At 70.6% G+C, this 18,354-nt stretch carries 22 protein-coding genes; 7 read left to right on the top strand and 15 right to left on the bottom strand.

Annotation, left to right across the window (positions count from 1 at the left end):
• Positions 1–6: 6 nt before the first annotated feature.
• The 10 genes from rlmH to ACK41C_RS04430 all read right to left on the bottom strand — a co-directional run bounded on the left by rlmH (position 7) and on the right by ACK41C_RS04430 (position 8,059).
• Positions 7–471 carry a 23S rRNA (pseudouridine(1915)-N(3))-methyltransferase RlmH gene (rlmH, locus tag ACK41C_RS04475; RefSeq protein ID WP_409650902.1) on the bottom strand — a complete coding sequence of 155 codons (465 nt, stop codon included), beginning with the start codon at positions 469–471 and terminating at the stop codon, positions 7–9.
• Complete coding sequence (gene rsfS, locus ACK41C_RS04470; protein WP_409653898.1) at positions 468–884, bottom strand: ribosome silencing factor; 417 nt, start codon at positions 882–884, stop codon at positions 468–470. The genes rlmH and rsfS overlap by 4 nt, the downstream gene beginning before the upstream one ends.
• An 80-nt stretch (positions 885–964) precedes the next feature.
• Positions 965–1,624 carry a nicotinate-nucleotide adenylyltransferase gene (locus ACK41C_RS04465; protein ID WP_409650900.1) on the bottom strand — a complete coding sequence of 220 codons (660 nt, stop codon included), beginning with the start codon at positions 1,622–1,624 and terminating at the stop codon, positions 965–967.
• Between the two features lie 14 nt (positions 1,625–1,638).
• Positions 1,639–3,204, bottom strand: a complete 1,566-nt coding sequence (locus tag ACK41C_RS04460) for an aldehyde dehydrogenase family protein (RefSeq protein WP_409650898.1) — start codon at positions 3,202–3,204, stop codon at positions 1,639–1,641.
• Positions 3,205–3,259: 55 nt separating this feature from the next.
• Positions 3,260–4,387 (bottom strand): glutamate 5-kinase, encoded by a 1,128-nt coding sequence (proB, locus tag ACK41C_RS04455; protein ID WP_409650896.1) that lies wholly within the window; start codon positions 4,385–4,387, stop codon positions 3,260–3,262.
• Positions 4,384–5,427, bottom strand: a complete 1,044-nt coding sequence (gene obgE / locus ACK41C_RS04450) for a GTPase ObgE (RefSeq protein ID WP_409650894.1) — start codon at positions 5,425–5,427, stop codon at positions 4,384–4,386. Before obgE ends, proB begins: the two co-directional genes overlap by 4 nt.
• A gap of 67 nt (positions 5,428–5,494) precedes the next feature.
• On the bottom strand, positions 5,495–6,028 hold the full coding sequence (locus ACK41C_RS04445) for a GNAT family N-acetyltransferase (RefSeq protein ID WP_409650892.1): 534 nt from the start codon (positions 6,026–6,028) through the stop codon (positions 5,495–5,497).
• Positions 6,029–6,162: 134 nt separating this feature from the next.
• Positions 6,163–6,432, bottom strand: coding sequence for a 50S ribosomal protein L27 (rpmA, locus tag ACK41C_RS04440; RefSeq protein ID WP_409650890.1), 270 nt, complete (start codon positions 6,430–6,432; stop codon positions 6,163–6,165).
• A 31-nt stretch (positions 6,433–6,463) separates the two neighbouring features.
• Positions 6,464–7,039: a 50S ribosomal protein L21 gene (gene rplU / locus ACK41C_RS04435; protein WP_409650888.1), complete on the bottom strand. Its 576-nt coding sequence runs from the start codon at positions 7,037–7,039 to the stop codon at positions 6,464–6,466.
• A gap of 93 nt (positions 7,040–7,132) precedes the next feature.
• The gene (locus tag ACK41C_RS04430; RefSeq protein ID WP_409650886.1) at positions 7,133–8,059 is read right to left on the bottom strand and encodes a cation diffusion facilitator family transporter; all 927 of its coding nucleotides are present in this window, start codon (positions 8,057–8,059) and stop codon (positions 7,133–7,135) included.
• 104 nt (positions 8,060–8,163) lie between these two features.
• Here ACK41C_RS04430 and ACK41C_RS04425 point away from each other — a divergent pair, with 104 nt between their 5' ends.
• Complete coding sequence (locus ACK41C_RS04425; protein ID WP_409650884.1) at positions 8,164–9,225, top strand: CobW family GTP-binding protein; 1,062 nt, start codon at positions 8,164–8,166, stop codon at positions 9,223–9,225.
• Positions 9,226–9,263: 38 nt separating this feature from the next.
• Positions 9,264–10,166 carry an NAD(P)/FAD-dependent oxidoreductase gene (locus ACK41C_RS04420; protein WP_409650882.1) on the top strand — a complete coding sequence of 301 codons (903 nt, stop codon included), beginning with the start codon at positions 9,264–9,266 and terminating at the stop codon, positions 10,164–10,166.
• A 55-nt stretch (positions 10,167–10,221) separates the two neighbouring features.
• On the opposite strand, the gene ACK41C_RS04415 is transcribed toward ACK41C_RS04420, so the two are convergent.
• Positions 10,222–10,653, bottom strand: coding sequence for a biopolymer transporter ExbD (locus tag ACK41C_RS04415; protein WP_409650880.1), 432 nt, complete (start codon positions 10,651–10,653; stop codon positions 10,222–10,224).
• Positions 10,654–10,846: 193 nt separating this feature from the next.
• On the opposite strand from ACK41C_RS04415, the gene ACK41C_RS04410 reads away from it, so the two are divergent.
• The 4 genes from ACK41C_RS04410 (at position 10,847) to ACK41C_RS04395 (ending at position 15,227) form a co-directional block, all read left to right on the top strand.
• Entirely contained in the window at positions 10,847–11,821 is a 975-nt protein-coding gene (locus tag ACK41C_RS04410) for a WD40 repeat domain-containing protein (protein WP_409650878.1), read from the top strand.
• A 55-nt stretch (positions 11,822–11,876) separates the two neighbouring features.
• Positions 11,877–12,548 (top strand): monofunctional biosynthetic peptidoglycan transglycosylase, encoded by a 672-nt coding sequence (mtgA, locus tag ACK41C_RS04405; RefSeq protein ID WP_409653896.1) that lies wholly within the window; start codon positions 11,877–11,879, stop codon positions 12,546–12,548.
• A 70-nt stretch (positions 12,549–12,618) separates the two neighbouring features.
• On the top strand, positions 12,619–13,572 hold the full coding sequence (locus ACK41C_RS04400; protein WP_409650876.1) for a glycosyltransferase family 2 protein: 954 nt from the start codon (positions 12,619–12,621) through the stop codon (positions 13,570–13,572).
• A gap of 107 nt (positions 13,573–13,679) precedes the next feature.
• Positions 13,680–15,227 (top strand): amino acid permease, encoded by a 1,548-nt coding sequence (locus tag ACK41C_RS04395; protein ID WP_409650874.1) that lies wholly within the window; start codon positions 13,680–13,682, stop codon positions 15,225–15,227.
• Here ACK41C_RS04395 and ACK41C_RS04390 read toward each other — a convergent pair.
• Both ACK41C_RS04390 and ACK41C_RS04385 read right to left on the bottom strand, forming a co-directional pair.
• A complete protein-coding gene (locus ACK41C_RS04390; RefSeq protein ID WP_409650872.1) occupies positions 15,224–15,877 on the bottom strand; it encodes a lysoplasmalogenase family protein in 654 nt (217 codons plus the stop codon). The two genes, ACK41C_RS04395 and ACK41C_RS04390, sit on opposite strands and share 4 nt — an antisense overlap.
• A gap of 153 nt (positions 15,878–16,030) precedes the next feature.
• Entirely contained in the window at positions 16,031–16,273 is a 243-nt protein-coding gene (locus ACK41C_RS04385) for a hypothetical protein (protein WP_409650870.1), read from the bottom strand.
• 98 nt (positions 16,274–16,371) lie between these two features.
• Here ACK41C_RS04385 and ACK41C_RS04380 point away from each other — a divergent pair, with 98 nt between their 5' ends.
• Positions 16,372–16,734, top strand: coding sequence for a hypothetical protein (locus ACK41C_RS04380; protein WP_409650868.1), 363 nt, complete (start codon positions 16,372–16,374; stop codon positions 16,732–16,734).
• A 4-nt stretch (positions 16,735–16,738) separates the two neighbouring features.
• On the opposite strand, the gene ACK41C_RS04375 is transcribed toward ACK41C_RS04380, so the two are convergent.
• A complete protein-coding gene (locus tag ACK41C_RS04375) occupies positions 16,739–17,446 on the bottom strand; it encodes a cytidylyltransferase domain-containing protein (protein WP_409650866.1) in 708 nt (235 codons plus the stop codon).
• 19 nt (positions 17,447–17,465) lie between these two features.
• On the bottom strand, positions 17,466–18,338 hold the full coding sequence (locus ACK41C_RS04370) for a bifunctional regulator KidO (protein ID WP_409650864.1): 873 nt from the start codon (positions 18,336–18,338) through the stop codon (positions 17,466–17,468).
• Positions 18,339–18,354 lie beyond the last annotated feature (16 nt).

Raw genomic sequence — 18,354 nt, 5'->3', positions numbered from 1 at the left:
GCCGCCTCAATCGCGGTGATAGGGGCCGCCGGCCAGGATGGTGACGGCGCGATAGACCTGCTCGGCCAGCATGGCGCGGGCCAGCGCGTGCGGCCAGGTCTGGGGCCCGAAGGCGAGCCTGGCGTCGGCCGCCTCCACCAGGGCGGGATCCAGCCCATCGGCGCCGCCGATCACGAAGGCCAGGCGGCGCACGCCGTCGTCGCGCAGGCGGCCGATCTCGGCGGCGAATTTTCGGGAGGCCAGGGCCTGGCCCCGCTCGTCGCAGGCGATGACATAGGCGCCGGCCAGGTGCGGCCGCAAGGCCTCGGCCTCGGGGGCCTTGCCGGGCTTCCGGGATTCCACCTCCATCACCTCGACGGGGCCGAGGCCCAAGGCGCGGCCCGCCGCAGTGGCGCGGTCGGCGTAGAGCTTGACGAGGTCGGCCTCGGGGGAGCGCGCCAGCCGGCCGACAGCGACGATGGAGATCCTCAACCGGCCGCGGAGCGGGCCGGCGGCTCCACCGACCAGATCTTCTCGATGTTGTAGAAGGACCGCACCTCCGGCCGAAACAGATGGACGATCACGTCGCCGGTGTCGATCAGCACCCAGTCGCAGTGCGGCAGGCCCTCCACCCTCGCGCGGCCGTAGCCGGCCTCCTTCAGGGCGCGGAGCAGGTGGTCGGCCATGGCGCCGACATGGCGATGCGAACGTCCGGAGGCGACGATCAGTCCGTCGGCCACGGCGCTCTTGCCCTTCAGATCGATGAATACGACGTCCTGCGCCTTGTCGTCGTCGAGCCGGGCCAGGATCAGGTCTTCCAAGGCGCCGATGCGCTCCTGGTCGTCGGGGGAAGACTCGGCGGGCGCCGAGGTTTCCTGCGCGCTGGGCGCGGGGTCACGGTTCAGCGGGGTCGCTCCTTATTCTGCCTCGCTGGTTCGACCCTAGCACGAGACCGGGCTCTGGTCAGCCCGCTCTCACGAACTCTTCAGTCCCCGCGCCGCGCCATCCGTTTGCGCAGTTCCGTCGAGGACTGGAAATTCAAGGGGCCGGTGAGGAAAACCCAGACCGGCGGATCGGCGCCTGGCACGATGCGCGCCGCCCGCGCAGGCGCGCGCGCGTGGGCGAAACGACGGGCGGCGGGCGAAAAGCGGCTGCGCAGCGAGATCCAGGGGCGCGAGACCACCGCCACCGGAACCTCGGCCATGATCTGGGTCCAGCCGCGCCACCGGTGGAAGGTCGCCAGGCTGTCGGCGCCCATGATCCAGACGAACTTCACGCCGGGAAACCGCGCCTTCAAATGGCGGATGGTGTCGAGGGAGTACTGGACGCCCAGCCGGGTTTCGGCGTCCGAAACCACCATCGCCCGCCCGCGCGCGTACCGCCGTGCGCCGGCCATGCGCTCGGAAAGCGGCGCGGTCTCGTGGGCAGGCTTCAGCGGATTCTGGGGCGAGACGAGCCAGATCACGCGGTCGAGGCCCAGCCGACGCCGGGCCGTCTCGGCCACATGGGCGTGGCCCTCATGGGTGGGATTGAACGAGCCGCCGAACAGGCCGACCCGCATGCCAGGCGTCAGGACGAGGTCGAGCCGCAGGCCAGCGGGGCGTCCGGCCGGGGGCGCGCGCCTGGCGGGGCCTGCGAACCACATCCCCCGGCGCGCCCTCAGATCCGCTCGGCCGTATCAGGGTTGCGGTCGAGGTCCCGGTCCGCCTGGCGCACGCGCGCCCGGACCGTGAAGACGCCGTCGCCCGACAACACGCCTGACCGGGCGAACAGACGCCCGTTCTCCCAGTTGGACAGGCCAAGCTCGGGCCGATTCAGGGCGAACTGGCCGTCCACCCAGCGGGTGAAGCCGTCGCCGACGAAGGGCGCGTTCACCGCCTGGTAGAAGGCCTCGTGCGCCGCGGCGTCCTGGGCGATCAGGCTGACGGCGAACTGCGGGCTGTAGCGGTTGAAGAGGACGGCCGCCGCCTCGCGGCTTTCCACCACCGCCAGGGTCAGCTCGGGCGTTTCCTCCCATTCCCACTCGCGGCCGAGTTCGGTTTCCGCGAGGGTTTCGACCAGGGGCTCCTCGACCTCCCCCTCGGCGCGAACCACCGTGATCCGCCGCGCGCGCCAGTCGGCCGGCAGGCAGGTCTCCGAACCTTCCAGCACATGCAGCTTCACGCCCTTGCGTCGGCGGCCGGCGGCCTCCAGCGCCTCCAGGAACTGCGGGACGAGGTCGGCCGCCCGCTCGCCAACGATGCAGCACACATTGAGCGTGTTGCAGACCTTGCGATCCAGGGAGTGATAGACCGCCGCCCGGAAACGGGCGGCGTCGGCTGTCGCGTCGGCGACCATCCACGCCCCGCCCGTGCCGTGCAGGCTAACGGGAGTCCCCGCCTGGCGGGCGATGGCGCCCAGCTGGGCCACCGCTGGGCCTGAGCCCCGGGCGACGGCGAGCGCCAGGCGCCGATCGGAAAACATCGCCCATCCGGCGGCATGTTCAGGAGAATCCACCAGGGCGGCCGCGCCCGCCGGCAGCCCGGCTTCCGCCAAGGCGGGATCGAGCGCCTCCGCCACGATGGCGCGGGCGGTGCCCAGGGCGTCGGAGCCTATGCGGAAGACCACGGTGTTGCCGCTGCGCAGCACGCCGGTGGCGTCGGCGAAGACGTTGGGCCGGCCCTCGAACACGAAACCCACCACGCCGAGCGGCGCGGTGGCCAGCTCCACGCTCCAGCCCTCATGCTGCAGCTTCTCTAAGGTGCGTCCACGGGCCGGCGCAGCGTCGCGCCAGGCGCGAAGTCCGGCGATCATGTCGCGCCGCATGGCTTCGCCGGCCTGTAGCCGTGTGGTGGAGCGGCTCCTGGCGCGCGCAGCCTCCACGTCCCGAGCGTTGGCTGCTGCAATGGCCGACCAAACCGCATCGTCGGCAAGACGCGCCGCGAAGGCCTCGAAGAACGCCCCGATCGCCTCGTCGGAGACCTGGCCCATGCGCTGAAAAGCGGCATGGGCGCGGTCGACTGCAGCCTCGCTCCTGGCCTGCACGTCCGCCGGCACGTGCAGCAGGTCGCCGGTTTCCTGCACCACCACCAGGCGGTCGCCAGGACGGAACCGTGCCGCCAGAGCTTCGCTGACATAGGCCACGCGGTCGCCGCCGAACGGGATCGGCATGCCGGGCGCAAGCGCCTCCAGCCGTGCAGCCCCGCCGGCGGTGCCGGCCTTCGATCTTGCGCCTGCGTCGTCCATCGCGCCCATATGCTCAGCTTGAGCCTTACTAGGCCCCTTTCCCGGCTCCGGCAATTCAGGCCGGCGCACGGCTCTCCAGCAGGGCCAGGTCGTCGGCATGGATGACCGGCCCAGAGGTGAAGCCCAGCGCGCCCTCGATGGCCTCCGACTTCAGGCCGCAGATCCGCAAGGCGTCGGGGCTGTCGTAGCGGGCGAGACCGCGTGCGATCTCGCGGCCCGCTTCGCTGACCACCGCGACGGCGTCGCCCTTGCCGAACCGTCCGCGCACCCCGCGCAGGCCGGCGGCCAGCAGGCTCTTGCCGGCGGTGATGGCGCGCGCCGCGCCGTCGTCCACCACCAGCTCGCCGGCCGGCGCCAGGGACCCGGCGATCCAGGCCTTGTAAGCGGCCGCGGGCGTGCCGGCCGGTGCGATGACCGTCGCGGCCTCGCCGGCTTCCAAGGCGGCGAGCGGCGCGGGGCGTCGACCAAGCGTGATGATCGTGGCGCAGCCGGCGGACTGGGCGATGCGGGCGGCGGCCAGCTTGGTGGCCATGCCGCCGGTGCCGACCCCTGCGCCGGCGTTGGCGCCGCCGGCCATGGCCTCGATCTCCGGCGTCAGGCGCTCGATCCGATCCAGTCGCCGGGCGGAAAGATCCCGCCGCGGATCGGCGGTGTAGAAGCCGTCGATATCCGACAAGAGAACCAGCACGTCGGCCCGGACCATTTGGGCCACGCGGGCGGCCAGACGGTCGTTGTCGCCGTAGCGGATCTCCTCGGTGACCACGGTGTCGTTCTCGTTGATCACCGGGACGACGCCCAGGCCGAGCAAGGTGGCGAGGGTGGCGTGGCCGTTCAGCCAGCGGCGGCGCACCTCGGTGTCGTCGCGGGTCAGCAGCACCTGGGCGGCGGCGATCCCATGCGGCTCCAGCGCTTCTTCCCAGGCGCGCATCAGGGCCGACTGACCGGCCGCGGCGCAGGCTTGCTTCTCGGGAAGGGTCAGGGTGCGGCGGCCCATCTTCAGCCGTCGGCGGCCGAGGGCCACGGCGCCGGAGGAGACCACCAGCACGTCCTGGCCGCGGGCGCGACAGCGGGCGAGGTCGGCGGCGAAGGCGGTCAGCCAGGCGGCGTCGGCCCCGTCCTCGCCAGCGACGAGGGCGGAGCCCACCTTCACCACGATGCGGCGGGCGTCGCGGAGCTCGCTCACGGCGTCCAGCTCCCTTCGGTCTCCTCGCCGGCCTCGGAGACCTCGCCCTTGCGTCGGCGCACCAGGGCGTAGGCTTCACGGAGGAGTTCGCGCACCCCCTGACCCGAGACGCCGGAGACCAGCCGGATCTCCGCGCCGGAGGCTTCGGCCAGCGCCTCGCGCTGCATCTCAACCGTATCGGCGTCGAGGGCGTCGATCTTGTTCAGCGCCAGAATCTCCGGCTTGTCGGCGAGGTCTTCGCCGTAGGCGGCGAGCTCGGTGCGCACCGTGCGCCAGGCCTCGGCCACATCGTCCTGGGTGGCGTCAACCAGGTGGATGAGGACGGCGGTGCGCTCCACGTGGCCGAGGAACCGCGTGCCGAGGCCTGCACCTTCCGAGGCGCCCTCGATCAGGCCCGGGATGTCGGCGAGCACGAAGCGCTCGCCCGGCGACAGGTCGACCATGCCCAGATTGGGCGCCAGGGTCGTGAAGGGATAGTCGGCGATCTTCGGCTTGGCGGCGCTGGCCGCGGCCAGGAAGGTCGACTTGCCGGCGTTGGGCAGGCCGACCAGGCCGACATCGGCGATCAGCTTCAGCCGCAGCCAGATCCAGCGCTCCTCGCCCTCCTGGCCGGGATTGGCGTGCCGCGGCGCCTGGTTGATCGGTCCCTTGAAGCGGTCGTTGCCCCAGCCGCCGTTGCCGCCGCGCAGCAAGAGCACGCGCTTGCCGGCCTCGTCCATGTCGGCGATCAGGGTCTCCTTGTCCTCGTCCAGCACCTCGGTGCCGACAGGGACCTTCAGCACCACGTCCTCGCCCGCCGCCCCGTGTCGGTTGCGGCCCATGCCGTGGACGCCGGTGCCGGCCTTGAAGTGCTGCTGGTAGCGGTAATCGATCAGGGTGTTCAGCCCGTCGACCGCCTCGATCCAGACGTCGCCGCCCTTGCCGCCGTCGCCGCCGTCCGGGCCGCCGTACTCGATGTACTTCTCGCGCCGGAACGAGACCGCGCCCCCGCCTCCGTTGCCGGAGCGGCAGTAGATCTTGACCTGGTCGAGGAACTTCATCGGGGCCTTTTGCAGCACAAGGGGTTCGGCGTCGAGGGCCGCGGAACCCTCGACGCCGTGGGGAGGCTCAGGCGAGCCAGACCATCATCCGGGCGGGAGCGTCTTCGCCGCGCGCCGCCGAGGCCAGAAGCCTGACCTCGCCGGTATAGAGGAAGCCCGCCTTGCACAGCACCTCGCCCGAAGCGGGGTTGTCGGAGAAGTGGCCGGCCATGACGAACCTGCGCCCCCAGTCGCGGCTGGCCCAGACGAGCGCGCGCCGCGCCGCCTCGGTGGCGTAGCCCTGACCCCAATAGGGGCGGCCCAGCCAATAGCCGATCTCGGTCCGGCCCGCCTCGTTGGCGTAGAAGCCCATCACGCCCACCAATCCGTCCTGCGGATGCTCGATGGCGAAGGTCGCGGCCGTCAGCGGGTCCTGGTCGTCCAGCCCGTGCAGGAACGCCTCGGCGTCGGCGAGACCATAGGGGTGCGGGATGCGCGTGGTCATGCGCGCCACGTCGAAGTCGTTGCAGAATGCGGCGATGCGCTCGGCGTCAGACTTGCGCGGCCGGCGCAGCCGCAGGCGCTCGGTCGAGAGGACCGGTTCCAGTTCGATGGCGCACATCCCATACCTTCCGGCCCTCTGGCGGGGCCATCAGAAAACAAAGCGGGGGAGTCCGGCGTTCCGGACTCCCCCGCGGGAAGCTCTCTGTCCGGTTCGCCACTGGAGGGGCGAACCTGGCAAGAAGGTTTCGCCCTTTATTTCGCCTCGGCCGGGGCGGCCACGACGTTCACGTAGGTGCGGTTGTCGCGCTTGGTCACGAACTTCACCGCGCCTTCGGCGGTCGCAAAGAGGGTGTGGTCCTTGCCCATGCCCACATTGTCGCCCGGCCAGAACTTGGTGCCGCGCTGGCGCACAATGATGTTGCCGCCCACGACGGCTTCGCCGCCGAACTTCTTCACGCCGAGACGGCGGCCCGCGGAATCGCGCCCGTTGCGCGAGGAGCCGCCGGATTTCTTGTGAGCCATAGCTCTCTCCTAACTCTCTTGTCGGACGCGCTTATTCGGCGGCGTCGTCGGACTTGGCGGCGGCCTTCTTGGGCGCGGCCTTCTTCGGCTTGGGCGCAGCTTCCGCCGCTTCCGGAGCGGCTTCGGCGGCGGCTTCCGCCTTGGCGGGCTTGGCGGCCTTGGCCTTCTTCGGGGCGGGCGCCGGGGCCTGGGCGGCTTCCAGGGCCGCGGCCACGTGCTTCAGGCCGCGGGCGCGGGCGTCGAGCAGGGCCTTGGGCGTCAGGTCGACGGTCCCGTCCCACTTGTCGGTCTTGCCGGCGCCGGCGACGGCGGTCACCCGCAGCACGCTCTCGAGCTGGCGGTGGCCCTTGGTGCGGCGATAGCCCTGGCGGCGGATCTTCTTGAAGATCTTCACCTTCTCACCCTTGCGGGTTTCGATCAGGGTGGCCGAGACGCTGGCGCCGTCAACGACCGGCGCGCCGACCGTGACGGTCTCGCCGTCGCCCAGCATCAGGACGTCGCCGAACGCGACTTCCGCGCCGGGCTCGCCGTCGAGCTTCTCGACGACCAGCAGGTCGCCGGCTTGGACCCGGTATTGCTTACCGCCGGTCTTGATCACCGCGTACATCGTTCGCGCCTTGAAACTTCAGCAAAAAGGATTGCGCCCGCGAGAAGGCCCGCGGGCGAGAGGCGCGGACTTATACAGAGAGGCCCCGCGAAGTCAACGCGAGTCCGGGCCTGCGATGCGCGTCTCGACGGTGACGTGGCTGAGGCCCGGCAAACCGGCCAGCCGGGCGCGGCAGGTTTCGGCGCGCAGGGCCGCTTCGCCGGCCACCACCACCACCGCGGCATGGTGCCCGGGCCCCAGCCGCCACAGGTGCAGGTCGATCACCCGGGCGTCTTCGGTCTCCAGCCGGCGGCGGATTTCCGCGGTGAGTTCGGCCGAGGGATTCATGTCGAGCAGCACGGCGCCGGCCCGCGACAGCAGCCGCCAGGCGAAGTGCGCCACCAGCGCTGCGCCGGCCAGGCCCGCCACGGCGTCGGCCTGGTCCCATCCCAGCAGCCGCCCGGCCCCCAGGCCGATGATGGCCAGCACCGAGGCGGCCACGTCGGCGGCCATGTGCAGATGGGCGGCCGAAAGGTTGAGATCGCCGTCCCGGTCGTGGGCGTGGCTGCGGGCCGGCCGCAGCAGCCACATGCAGAAGATGTTCACCGCCAGGGCCACCCCCGCCAGCCCAAGGGCGCCGTCGTAATGCACGTCCTGGGGAGCCAACAGCCGGCGGCCGCTCTCCACCGCGATCAGCACCGCCGAGACCGCCAGCACCGCGGCGTTGGCGAAGCCGGCCAGGTATCCGACCTTGCCGGTGCCGAACGCGAACCGCGGATCGTCGGCGTAGCGGCGGGCGACGGCGTAGGCGAGGGCGGCCACGGCCAGGGCGGCCACGTGGGCGGTCATGTGCAGGGCGTTGGCCACCAGGGCCATGGAGTTGAAGGCGAGGCCGCCGACGAACTGGGCGGTCAGGGTCGCCAGCGAGACGCCCACCGCGATCCAGGTCCGGCGCTCGTTGCGCGCATGGTCGGCCCCCAGGTAGACGCGGTCGCCCCGGAAGGCGTCCAGCGGCGGGGTTTCGGGGGCGGAGGCTGTCACGAAGGGCGTCTTCCCATATCTCGGGTCTGCGGGCGCGCGTTATTCTATAACAATCGCAGCGGTCAAGCGCACGCCCTGTTCCCTAAGGGCCTGCGAACGCCTAAATGCGGCCCATGACTGACAAGACCCCCGTCACCGTCCTCACCGGCTATCTCGGCGCCGGCAAGACCACCCTGCTCAACCGGATCCTCACCGAGGACCACGGCAAGAAATACGCCGTCATCGTCAACGAGTTCGGCGAGGTGGGCATCGACAACGACCTGATCGTCGGCGCCGACGAAGAGGTCTTCGAGATGAACAACGGCTGCGTCTGCTGCACGGTGCGCGGCGACCTGATCCGGGTCCTTTCCGGCCTGATGAAGCGCAAGGGCAAGTTCGACGCCATCGTGGTGGAGACCACGGGCCTGGCCGATCCCGGCCCCGTGGCCCAGACCTTCTTCGTGGACGACGACGTGCGCGCCAAGACCGAGCTCGACAGCGTCACCGCCGTGGTCGACGCCAAGCACCTGCCGCTGCGCTTGCAGGATTCCAAGGAGGCGGTGGAGCAGATCGCCTTCGCCGACCAGATCGTGCTGAACAAGACCGACCTCGTGTCGGAAGACGAGCTGAAGGGCGTCGAGGCCGCCATCCGCCGCCTGAACCCCATCGCCCCGATCCACCGGACGCAGCGTTCGAACGTGCCGCTCGACGCCATCCTCGGCCGCGGCGGCTTCGATCTGGCCCGCATCACCGAGGTGCAGCCGGAGTTCCTGAACCCCGCCCACGGCGAGCCGGGCCACGTGCACGACGAGCACTGCGACCACGATCATGATCATGATCATGATCATGATCACGACCACCATGGTCACGCCCACGACCATGCCGCCGCCGCCGGCATCCGCGGGATTTCCCTGACCCTGGATCGGCCGGTGCACGGCCAGAAGGTCACACAGTGGCTGAACAACCTGCTGCAGGCGCAAGGGCCGGACATCCTGCGCGCCAAGGGCATACTGGACGTGGCGGGCGAGGACCGGCGCCTGGTCTTCCAGGCGGTGCACATGATCCTGGAAGGCGACTTCCAAGGCCCCTGGAAGGACGGCGACAAGCGCTACAGCCGCATGGTCTTCATCGGCCGCAACCTCGACGAGGCCAAGCTGAAGGCGGGCTTCGAAGCCTGCGCGGCGTGAGCCGTGGAGCCCTCTTGCGGCCGCTGCGTTGAGGCGCGGTGACCCAGCCTGTCCATGATGCCGCCATCGTCGGCGCCGGCCCTGCGGGCCTGACGGCGGCCATCTATCTCGGGCGCTTTCTGCGGAATTTCCTGCTGGTGGATTCCGGCGACAGCCGCGCCTCATGGATCCCGCGAACCCACAACCATCCCGGCTTTCCGGACGGAATCGGCGGAATCGAACTGCTGAACCGCATGCGGGCTCATGCCGAGCGCTATGGGGCGGCGGTGCGCAAGGCGAAGGTCGAGGCGATCGCCCGCGCCGAGGGCGGCTTCTGGCTGCGCGTGGCGGGCGAGGACCTGTTTGCGCGGACCGTGCTGCTGGCCACCGGGGTCTCGGACAACGAGCCGCCCCTGCCGGGGGTGGAATCGGCGATCCGCCGCGGCCTGGTGCGGGTCTGCCCGATCTGCGACGGCTACGAAGTGATGGACAAGGCGGTGGGGGTGATCGGGAACGACGCCCACGCCGCCCGCGAGGCCATGTTCCTACGCACCTATACGGGCCGCGTCACCCTGATCCACGTGGCGCCGGAGCGCCCGCTGGAGCGCAAGATCCAGTCGGACCTGGTGGGCGCCGGGGTGGATCTGGTCGAGACCCCCATGGACCGGGTGATCCTGGACAAGACGCGCGTCACCGCCCTGTGCTTCGGTCCTGGCTGGCCGCGGCGGTTCGACGCCATCTATTCCGCCTTGGGCGTCACCCCGCGGTCGGAGCTCGCCGCGCAACTGGGCGCGCGCTTCGACGGTCAGGGCCGCATCATCGTGGACGATCACCAGCAGACTTCGGTCCCCGGACTCTACGCCGCCGGCGACCTGGTGCGGGGCCTGAACCAGATCAGCACCGCCGCCGGCGAGGCGGCCATCGCCGCCACGGCCATGCACAACCGTCTGCGCGGCGCATAGAAAAAGCCCGCCCGGCGAACCGGACGGGCTTTTCCTCAGAACCTGGCCGAAGCGCTTAGAGCTCTTCGTTGATCAGGGCGACCTGGTAGTAGCCGTTGCCCTGCAGGGTGTTCATCACCGCCATGAAGTCGCCGTAGCGGACCGTGCGGTCGGCGCGGATATAGACGCGCTCCTCGGTCGGGTTCGGTACGTCGAGCACCCGAGCCAGATCGGCCGGCAGGGTGCCCAGGCTGGTCGGCGCCTCGCCGATGTAGAGTTGGCCGCCCTGCTGGATGTTGATCAGGGTCGGCTCCTCCACTTCCGCGCCAGGCGGCGGCGGAATGGCCGGCGGCAGGTCGAGCTTGATCGACACCGTCGCGGCGGGGATCGACACCATGAAGATGATAAGGAGCACCAGCATCACGTCCACGAAGGGCGTGACGTTGATGTCGCTGTTCTGGCCGAGGTCGAACTTCCCGCCGCCTCCGCCGCCCAGCTTTGCACCCATGTAGCAGTTCCTTCCCTTGGGTCCCGCACGCCTTGCGGACCGGTCGCGGACACCCATCGCCAATCGGCTCGCGATTGTAAAGCCGAAAGAGCGGCGGAACAGGCGCCTGCCGCACGGCGCCGCAGGAACGGGCGGAAAGGCCGGTGAAAGCGCGCCCTCGCCAAGACCGCCGTTCGCCGTCTATGAGGCGGCCATGACCTTCGATTTCGACGCCTACGTGACCGCCGCCCTCTTCCAGAAGGATGGAACCGCCGTCTTCGCACTGGGCGACGGAACGGTCCGATTCGAGGGTGGCGAGACGGTTTCCGCCCACGACGGGGCGGCGCTCGCCGCCTGCCTTCACCCCTCCGGCGAGGGCGTGCTCACGGGCGGCGATGACGGCCGTGTGGTCTGGAGCCGCCGTTCGGGCGCGCAGGAATTGGCCGCCCTCCCAGGCAAGTGGATCGACGCCGTCGCCGCCAGCCCGGAGTCCAAGCTCTTCGCCTTCGCCGCCGGCCGCGACCTGCATGTGCGCGACGCCGCCGATCCGGCCTTCGCCCGCACCTTCGCTCACGAACGCACGGCCGCGGGGCTGGCCTTCGATCCGAAAGGGCGGCGGATCGCCGTCGCCACCTATGGCGGGGCCTGGCTGTGGTACGCCCGCATCGCCGACCAGAAGCCGGTGGTGCTGAAGTGGGCCGGCAGCCATGTGGCGGTGGCCTGGAGCCCGGACGGCAAGTTCCTGATGTCCTCGATGCAGGAGAACCAGCTGCATGGCTGGCGCGTGGCCGACGACAAGAACCTGCGCATGGGCGGCTATCCGGCGAAGGTGAAGAGCCTGGCCTTCCTCGCCAAGGGGCAGATGATGGCGACTTCCGGGGCGAACGGCGTGGTGGTCTGGCCGTTCGCCGGCGCGACCGGTCCCATGGGAAAGGAGGCCGCGGAAGTCGGGTTCGACGAGACGGCTCTTGTGGCGCGCGTAGCCGCCACGTCGGCGGGCCGCATGGTCGCCGCCGGCCTGGAGGACGGCCGCGTCTGGGCCTGCGACCTGGCGGGCCAGAAGATCGACATGCTGAAGGCCGAGAAGGGGCCGCCTATCGTCGCCCTCGACATCTCGCCCGACGGCGCCCGCGTCGCCTGGGGCGACGAGGAAGGCGGGGCGGGCGTCGCCGCGCGCCCAGCGGGCTGACGGAGCGGGGGCGAGCGTCGTGGCCAAGCGCAGCAAGGCGGGTCTGGTCGGCCGCATGGTCCGCGGCTTTTTCCTACTGGTCCTGGTGTTCGGGCTGATTGGGCCGGTGCTGACGGTCGCCGCCTATCGCTTCGTTCCGCCGCCGATCACCTGGCTGATGATCCAGCGGGTGTTCGAGGGAAGGGGCTTCGAGCGCCGCTGGGTCCCCCTCGAAAGCATCTCGCCGCGCCTCGTCCAGGCCGTGATCGCCGCCGAGGACGCCCGCTTCTGCCAGCATCGCGGCTTCGATTTCGAGGCCATCGAAAAGGCGATGGAGAGCAACGCCAAGGGCAGGAAGCTGCGCGGCGGCTCCACCATCAGCCAGCAGACCGCCAAGAACGTCTTCCTCTGGCCCCAGAGGTCCTGGGTGCGGAAGGGGCTGGAGGCCTATTTCACGGTCCTCATCGAGGTGGTCTGGGGCAAGCCGCGGATCATGGAGGTCTATCTGAACTCCATCGAATGGGGGCCGGGGATCTACGGCGCCGAAGCCGCGGCGCGGAAGAACTTCGGCGTCTCGGCCAAGGACCTCACCCCGGCCCAGGCCGCCCGCCTGGCCGCCATCCTGCCCAGCCCCCTGAAGTGGCGGGCGGCTCAGCCGGGGCCCTATGTGCAGCGGCGGTCGGCCCGCATCGGCAAGGCGGCCGGGACCATCCGGCGCGGCGGCCTGGCCGCCTGCGTCCTGGATTAGCTCCGCACAAAGAGGATGTCTTAAGCACCCCAGGGCAAGATGGCTCCCAGGCTTGGGGGACGAGGCGTCCGTGAAGATCTCGGTCATTGTCGCGACGCGCAATCGCGCGGGCCAGGTCGCGCCCGCCCTTGAATCCATCGTCGCGGCGGCGCAGGGCGCGCCGGCGGTCGAGGTGGAGGTCGTGCTGGTCGACAACGGCTCGACGGACGAGACGGCGGCCGTCGTCGCCGCCGAAGCCACCCGCTGCCCGCTGCGCGTCATCCCGGCGATGGAGCCGGAGCCCGGCCTGAGCCGCGCGCGGAACCTCGGCCTGCAGAAGGCGACGGGAGACGTCATCGCCTTTACCGACGACGACTGCCGCATGACCCCGGCCTATTTCGCCGATCTGGCGCGTCACTATCGCAAGCTCGAGGGACCGTTCGTGCTGGGCGGGCGCGTGGAGCTCGGCGATCCGGCGGACCTGCCCTTCACCATCAAGACCGACGACCAGCCGGCGCGGTTGGGCGGAGAGGTCCACCCGGGCGGCTTCGTCCACGGCGCCAACATGACCGCCCCGCGCGAGGTGTTCGATCTGGTCGGCCGCTTCGATGTGCGGTTCGGCGCCGGCGGCCGCTTCCAGTCGGCGGAGGATACCGACTTCTTGGTCCGGGCGCGGCGGGCCGGCGTGCCGGTGCTCTATGCGCCCGACATGGCGGTGCGCCACTTCCACGGGCGGCGGACCCTGGCGGAGGTGCGAAAGCTGAGCCGCGCCTATCAACTCGGCAACGGCGCCCTCCTGGCCAAGCACTGGCGGGCCGATCCCATGCTGCTGAAACACCTATGGTGGAACGGCCGGAATGCGGCGGCCGAGCTGTTCGGGGGCCGGCTGTTCGATCCTGAGCTGGGCATCTCGCACAGGGACGTGTTTCTGGCGAACCTCCGGGGGCTGGCGCTCTACGCCGCCCAGCCGCGCCCGAAGACCGCCCTCGCCCAGCGCAGCGCTCAGACCAGCCCGGATCGCGCGCCGCAGCAGGTCCAGTCCTGAGGGGCGGCTCGCCCTCTCAGAGCGCCGCTTGACGACCGCCTGAAACCGGCTCACGATTTCGTGATCGGAGTCGCGAGGTCGCGGCTCCCTGGTTCCAGGACAGCCCCATGTGGCGCGTTAAGCCGCTCGATGCGATTCTCGCAACCGCTGAGAAGAAGTCGCTGCATCGAAGTCTGGGGCCGGTCCAACTCACCCTGCTGGGCGTGGGCGCCATCATCGGCACGGGGATCTTCGTCCTCACCGCAGAGGCGGCCCAGAAGGCGGGACCCGGCATGATGATCTCCTTCATCATCGCCGGCTTCGTCTGCGCCGTGGCGGCCCTCTGCTATTCGGAACTGGCCTCGATGGCCCCGGTGGCGGGCTCGGCTTACACCTATTCCTACGCCGTCATGGGCGAGTTCGTGGCCTGGCTGGTCGGCTGGGCCCTGATCCTCGAATATGCCGTGGCGGCCGGAGCCGTTTCGGTCGGCTGGTCCGGCTATTTCGTCGGGCTGCTCGAGCACTCCGTCGGGATCGTCATACCGCAGGCTCTCGCCGCAGGGCCCTATGCGGGGGGCGTCGTCAACCTCCCGGCGGTCGCCATAGCCGGCCTCGTCACCGGCCTGCTGGTCCTGGGCACGCGGGAAAGCGCCACGGTCAATGCGGTGCTGGTGGCGGTGAAGGTGGTGGCGCTGAGCGTCTTCATCGCCCTTTCGATCCCGGTGATCAACGACGCCAACTTCCGCCCCTTCGCCCCCCTGGGACTCTCGGGGATAACTGCGGCGGCGGCCTCGATCTTCTTCGCCTATGTGGGCTTCGACGCGGTCTCGACGGCGGCGGAGGAGACGCGCAACCCGCAGCGCAATGTGCCTATCGGCCTGATCGGGTCGCTGGCGATCTGCACGATCTTCTACATCCTGGTGGCGGCCGGCGCGGCCGGGGCCTACGGCGCACAACCGCTCTACTCGGCCGCCGGCGAGCATCTGCAACCCGGATCGGCGGCGCTCGCGCAACGGTGCGTGGAAGTGACGGCCGCGGCTCGCGAGCCCCTGGTCTGCTCGCGCGAGGCCCTGGCGCACGTGCTGCGCCAGATCGGCCATCCGGCGGTAGGCAATCTGCTTGGCCTGGCGGCGGGCCTGGCCCTGCCGTCGGTGATCCTGATGATGATCTACGGCCAGACGCGGATTTTCTTCGTCATGTCGCGGGACGGCTTGCTGCCGGAAGCCCTCAGCAAGGTGCATCCGCGGTTCAAGACGCCCCACGTGGTCACTCTGATCACCGGGGCAGGGGTGATGATCGCTGCGGCCTTCTTCCCCGTCGGGCGGCTGGCGGACATCTCCAATTCCGGCACGCTCTTCGCCTTCCTCGCTGTCGCCATGGCGGTGCTGATGCTGCGCAGGACCGATCCGGGGAGGCGCCGGCCGTTCCGCACCCCGGGGGTCTGGGTCGTGGCCCCGCTGGCCATCGTCGGCTGCCTGACTCTGTTCCTCTTCCTGCCGCTGCAGGCCAAGCTTGTTTTCCCGATCTGGGCTGGGATCGGGTTGGTCGTCTATTTCCTCTACGGCTTCCGGAAGAGCCATGTGGCCCGTGGGCTGGTGGAGACGCCGGAGCTGGCCGCCGAAGCGCCCCCGACGGCCGTTCCACCGCTGCCCGGCATACGCCCGCCTGGCCTCTAGGCGCGCCTCGACAGCGCGCGGACCACGCCGAAGCAGATCAGAGCCTGGCCGAAGTAGTAGAGCCCCCAGATCGCCAGCCCGACCCAGGCCGCCTGGGCGAGCGGTCCGGCGCGGGCGAAGATCAACAGGTCCGAGACGACGAACATCAGGGCGCCCAGGCCGACCAGCGCCCGTGGAAAGCGGCTGATCCAGGCGGCGCTCGCCATCGTCGCCAGTCCCAGCGAATAGAGCGCCGCCGCCGCGCCGAGGCTGCGGTCGGCGGGCAGCAGCCAGGCCAGCCCCGCCGTCCCGGCGATCAGCGCCGCGGCCAGCAGCTTGTCCGCTCCCGTGATGCGCGGGCGCCGGTTGCGCCAATAGAGGCCGATGGCGATCAGATGTCCGATCAGGAAGGCCACGGCGCCCACCGTCAGGCCCGCGGCTTCCAGCAGCACGTCGCCCAGGGCCCCGAACGCCATCACCGCGCAGATCAGCCAGCCGTCGGCGCTCCTGGCCCGCAAGCCGGCATAGGCGGCGAGCAGCGCCACCCCCGCGCCCTTCCAGGCCATGGCGGCCAGGGGCGGCAGGTCCATTTGCCATGAGGCGACGTAGCTGATCCCCGCCACAAGCGACGCCGCCAGCACTAGGCCCGCAAGAGCTCGCTGTTCCGCCATGCGCCCGTCCCTCCCCGGGGAAGGACGATAGCTGCGCCGTGGCGTGGGGCCCAGAGCGAAATGCGATTCACTTTGAATCGGATTTTGCTCAAGACACTTTGAATTTAGGTCATTTTCTTCGCCGAACCGGCATCCGCTTCGGCGGAAAATGCTCTACTCGTTCCGCTCGGGCCGCGCCGCGGTCCAGGCGAGCCAGACGCCGATCAGCACGATCGCCTGGGCCACCGCTGCGAGCGCGCCCACGCCGGAAAGCCCCAAGGCGAACAGCAGCCGCTCGCTTGCCCGATCGTGCAGATAGGTGAGGGCGACGAGCGCCGTGAGGCCGGCGGATCCGGCGAGCGTCAGGACCACGCCCCAAATGGCGCGGGCGAGTCTGGGGTGGCGGGGGGACGACATGGCATGAACGTCTCACCATCTGGGGGCGGCGGCCTTGATCGCGCTCAAAGCCGCGTCGACGGATCGGAAGGATATATCAGCGTACAGGAGACGCACCGATGTTCGCCGCCCTCGCCGCTTCCTTCCTCCTGCTGGCCGGCGCGCCGGCGGCCGATCCGATCCAGGACGCCCTGGCGGCCAGCCTGGCGCGCGACGCCGAGCTCGCGGAGCAGAACCGCCGCAGCGAGGCGCTGAACGCCGAGCTCAATCGCCGCAACGCCGAGATCGTGGCCCGCAACGCCGCGGCGCGGGCCGAATACGAGCGCGCCCTCGCCGCCTACGAACGGGCCCGGGCGGAATATGAGGCCAGGCTCGCAGCCCATCGGGCGGAGGAGGAGGCCTACCGGCGGGCGCAGGCCGACTGGGAGGCGCGCGTCGCCGCCTGCCGCGCCGGCGACTACGCCAGGTGCGCAGTCCCTTAAGCGCTCAGGCCGCCCAGCGGGCGAGGTCCTGCCGGCCCTGGAGGATGTCGAGCACGTCGTGCAGGCCGAAGCCGGGGTCGGCCGGGTGCAGGGCGTCGTAAACCGCCCGGGCGAAGGCGTAGTCGGCCGGGGTCTTCACCCGCCAGTCCAGGGCCGAATAGTCTCGGACTGCAACGAAACCGGTCTGCGGAAACCGTTCTGGCTGGGCGCGGATCAGGCCCATGGGCGAGGCGCAGGCCGCGACCTCGGGCGGGGTTTCCGCGGCGACGGCGAAGAGGGCGGCGGCGGTCGCCACCTCGACTTCCAGGCCGCGAGGGAAGGTGCGGCGCAGGCGATTGCCGGCATAGTCCGCGCGGGAAGCGAGCGCCAGGCGCGCCGCCTCGTCGATCACGCCGGGATCGACGAACGGGCTGTCACCCTTGATCCGCACCACATGGCTGACGGGGCCGGCGGCCTCGATACAGCGCACGAAGCGCTCGGTGAGATTGGCCGACGCGCCGCGGAACACGGTCTGCCCGCGAGAAACCAGATAGGCGGCCAGGGGATCGTCGGCGGGATCCGAGCTGGTGGCCACCACCACCTTGGAGACGCAGCGGGCCTGGCGGATCCGCTCCACCTGGCGCCAGACCATCGGTTCGCCCCTGAGCGGCGCCATCGCCTTGCCCGGCGCCCTCGGAGAGGTCATGCGGGCCTGGAGGATGGCGAGGATCATCGGGGGGTCCTTTTGTCTCTTAAGCGGCCGCCCAGGCGCGAGGATCGAGGGCGACCGGATCGTCGATAGCCATCTCGTCCCAGTCGAGGTCCGGGGGCGGGGTGGAGGCCGCGGCGATGACGGCCGAAAGCTCGGCGGCGGAGGTGACGCCGACCAGCACGGTCGCCGCCTCCTGGCGGGAAAGCGCGAAGCCCAGGGCCGCCTGCAGCGGGTCGGAGCGACCCTCGGCGATCAGGCGCCGCGCGCGGGAGATGCGGCTGGCGGCCTGCTTCAGATGGTTGGGAGCCCGGTCGGCCGGCAGGAACAGCAGGCCGTTCAGGAAGATCGAGCGCAGGTGCACCTCGATCCCCAGGCCGGTCAGGGCCGCCAGGGTGCCGTCGATCAGCAGGCGCTGGTCCAAAAGCGAGGCGGGCGCCTGGACGATGTCCGGGCGAAAGCGCCGGGCCACGCCCAACGGGTCGTCGGAGGCGAAGACCGATACTCCGATCTTGCGGGTCAGGCCCTGGTCCTTCAGCGCCTTCAGCCGGTCCCAGAGCGCCAGGCCGTAGGGACCGAACAGGTCTGCGGCGGCCGGCACGAGGATGGCGTCGACCTGGTCCACGCCCAGCCGGCGGATGGCGGCGCGCGCCTCGGCCTCCACATGGTCGGGGCCGCGATCGGGCCGTACGGTCGAGATCGAGATGCGGAACGGGTTGGGGCGCGGCAGAACCTCGCCCAGCGCGGCCTCGGCGTTCGGGGAATGGCCGGCGACGTCGAACACCGCCAGGCGCGTGCGCGCGGCGATGTCGAGGATGTCGCGCGTCTCGGCCACGGGATTGCGCCCGCGCACCGCCGCCTGATCGAGGGCGAACTGGGCCGAGCCGAGACCGAGCTTGGAAAGCGGTGACGTCATGAAGCCTTCGGAACGC

Source organism: Phenylobacterium sp. (genome assembly GCF_046290725.1).
Lineage (GTDB): Bacteria > Pseudomonadota > Alphaproteobacteria > Caulobacterales > Caulobacteraceae > Phenylobacterium.
This window is presented reverse-complemented; position numbering and strand designations above follow the sequence as displayed.

Excerpts from the sequence above, each read along its gene's own strand:
- ACK41C_RS04410 (WP_409650878.1), top strand. The coding sequence starts at position 10,847 with ATGACCTTCGATTTCGACGCCTACGTGACCGCCGCCCTCTTCCAGAAG.
- rplU (WP_409650888.1), bottom strand. The coding sequence starts at position 7,039 with ATGTACGCGGTGATCAAGACCGGCGGTAAGCAATACCGGGTCCAAGCC.
- ACK41C_RS04380 (WP_409650868.1), top strand. The coding sequence starts at position 16,372 with ATGTTCGCCGCCCTCGCCGCTTCCTTCCTCCTGCTGGCCGGCGCGCCG.
- ACK41C_RS04460 (WP_409650898.1), bottom strand. The coding sequence starts at position 3,204 with ATGGACGACGCAGGCGCAAGATCGAAGGCCGGCACCGCCGGCGGGGCT.
- ACK41C_RS04375 (WP_409650866.1), bottom strand. The coding sequence starts at position 17,446 with ATGATCCTCGCCATCCTCCAGGCCCGCATGACCTCTCCGAGGGCGCCG.
- ACK41C_RS04370 (WP_409650864.1), bottom strand. The coding sequence starts at position 18,338 with ATGACGTCACCGCTTTCCAAGCTCGGTCTCGGCTCGGCCCAGTTCGCC.
- ACK41C_RS04385 (WP_409650870.1), bottom strand. The coding sequence starts at position 16,273 with ATGTCGTCCCCCCGCCACCCCAGACTCGCCCGCGCCATTTGGGGCGTG.
- obgE (WP_409650894.1), bottom strand. The coding sequence starts at position 5,427 with ATGAAGTTCCTCGACCAGGTCAAGATCTACTGCCGCTCCGGCAACGGA.
- ACK41C_RS04395 (WP_409650874.1), top strand. The coding sequence starts at position 13,680 with ATGTGGCGCGTTAAGCCGCTCGATGCGATTCTCGCAACCGCTGAGAAG.
- ACK41C_RS04390 (WP_409650872.1), bottom strand. The coding sequence starts at position 15,877 with ATGGCGGAACAGCGAGCTCTTGCGGGCCTAGTGCTGGCGGCGTCGCTT.
- ACK41C_RS04425 (WP_409650884.1), top strand. The coding sequence starts at position 8,164 with ATGCGGCCCATGACTGACAAGACCCCCGTCACCGTCCTCACCGGCTAT.
- mtgA (WP_409653896.1), top strand. The coding sequence starts at position 11,877 with ATGGTCCGCGGCTTTTTCCTACTGGTCCTGGTGTTCGGGCTGATTGGG.
- ACK41C_RS04445 (WP_409650892.1), bottom strand. The coding sequence starts at position 6,028 with ATGTGCGCCATCGAACTGGAACCGGTCCTCTCGACCGAGCGCCTGCGG.
- ACK41C_RS04415 (WP_409650880.1), bottom strand. The coding sequence starts at position 10,653 with ATGGGTGCAAAGCTGGGCGGCGGAGGCGGCGGGAAGTTCGACCTCGGC.
- rpmA (WP_409650890.1), bottom strand. The coding sequence starts at position 6,432 with ATGGCTCACAAGAAATCCGGCGGCTCCTCGCGCAACGGGCGCGATTCC.
- ACK41C_RS04465 (WP_409650900.1), bottom strand. The coding sequence starts at position 1,624 with ATGTGGTTCGCAGGCCCCGCCAGGCGCGCGCCCCCGGCCGGACGCCCC.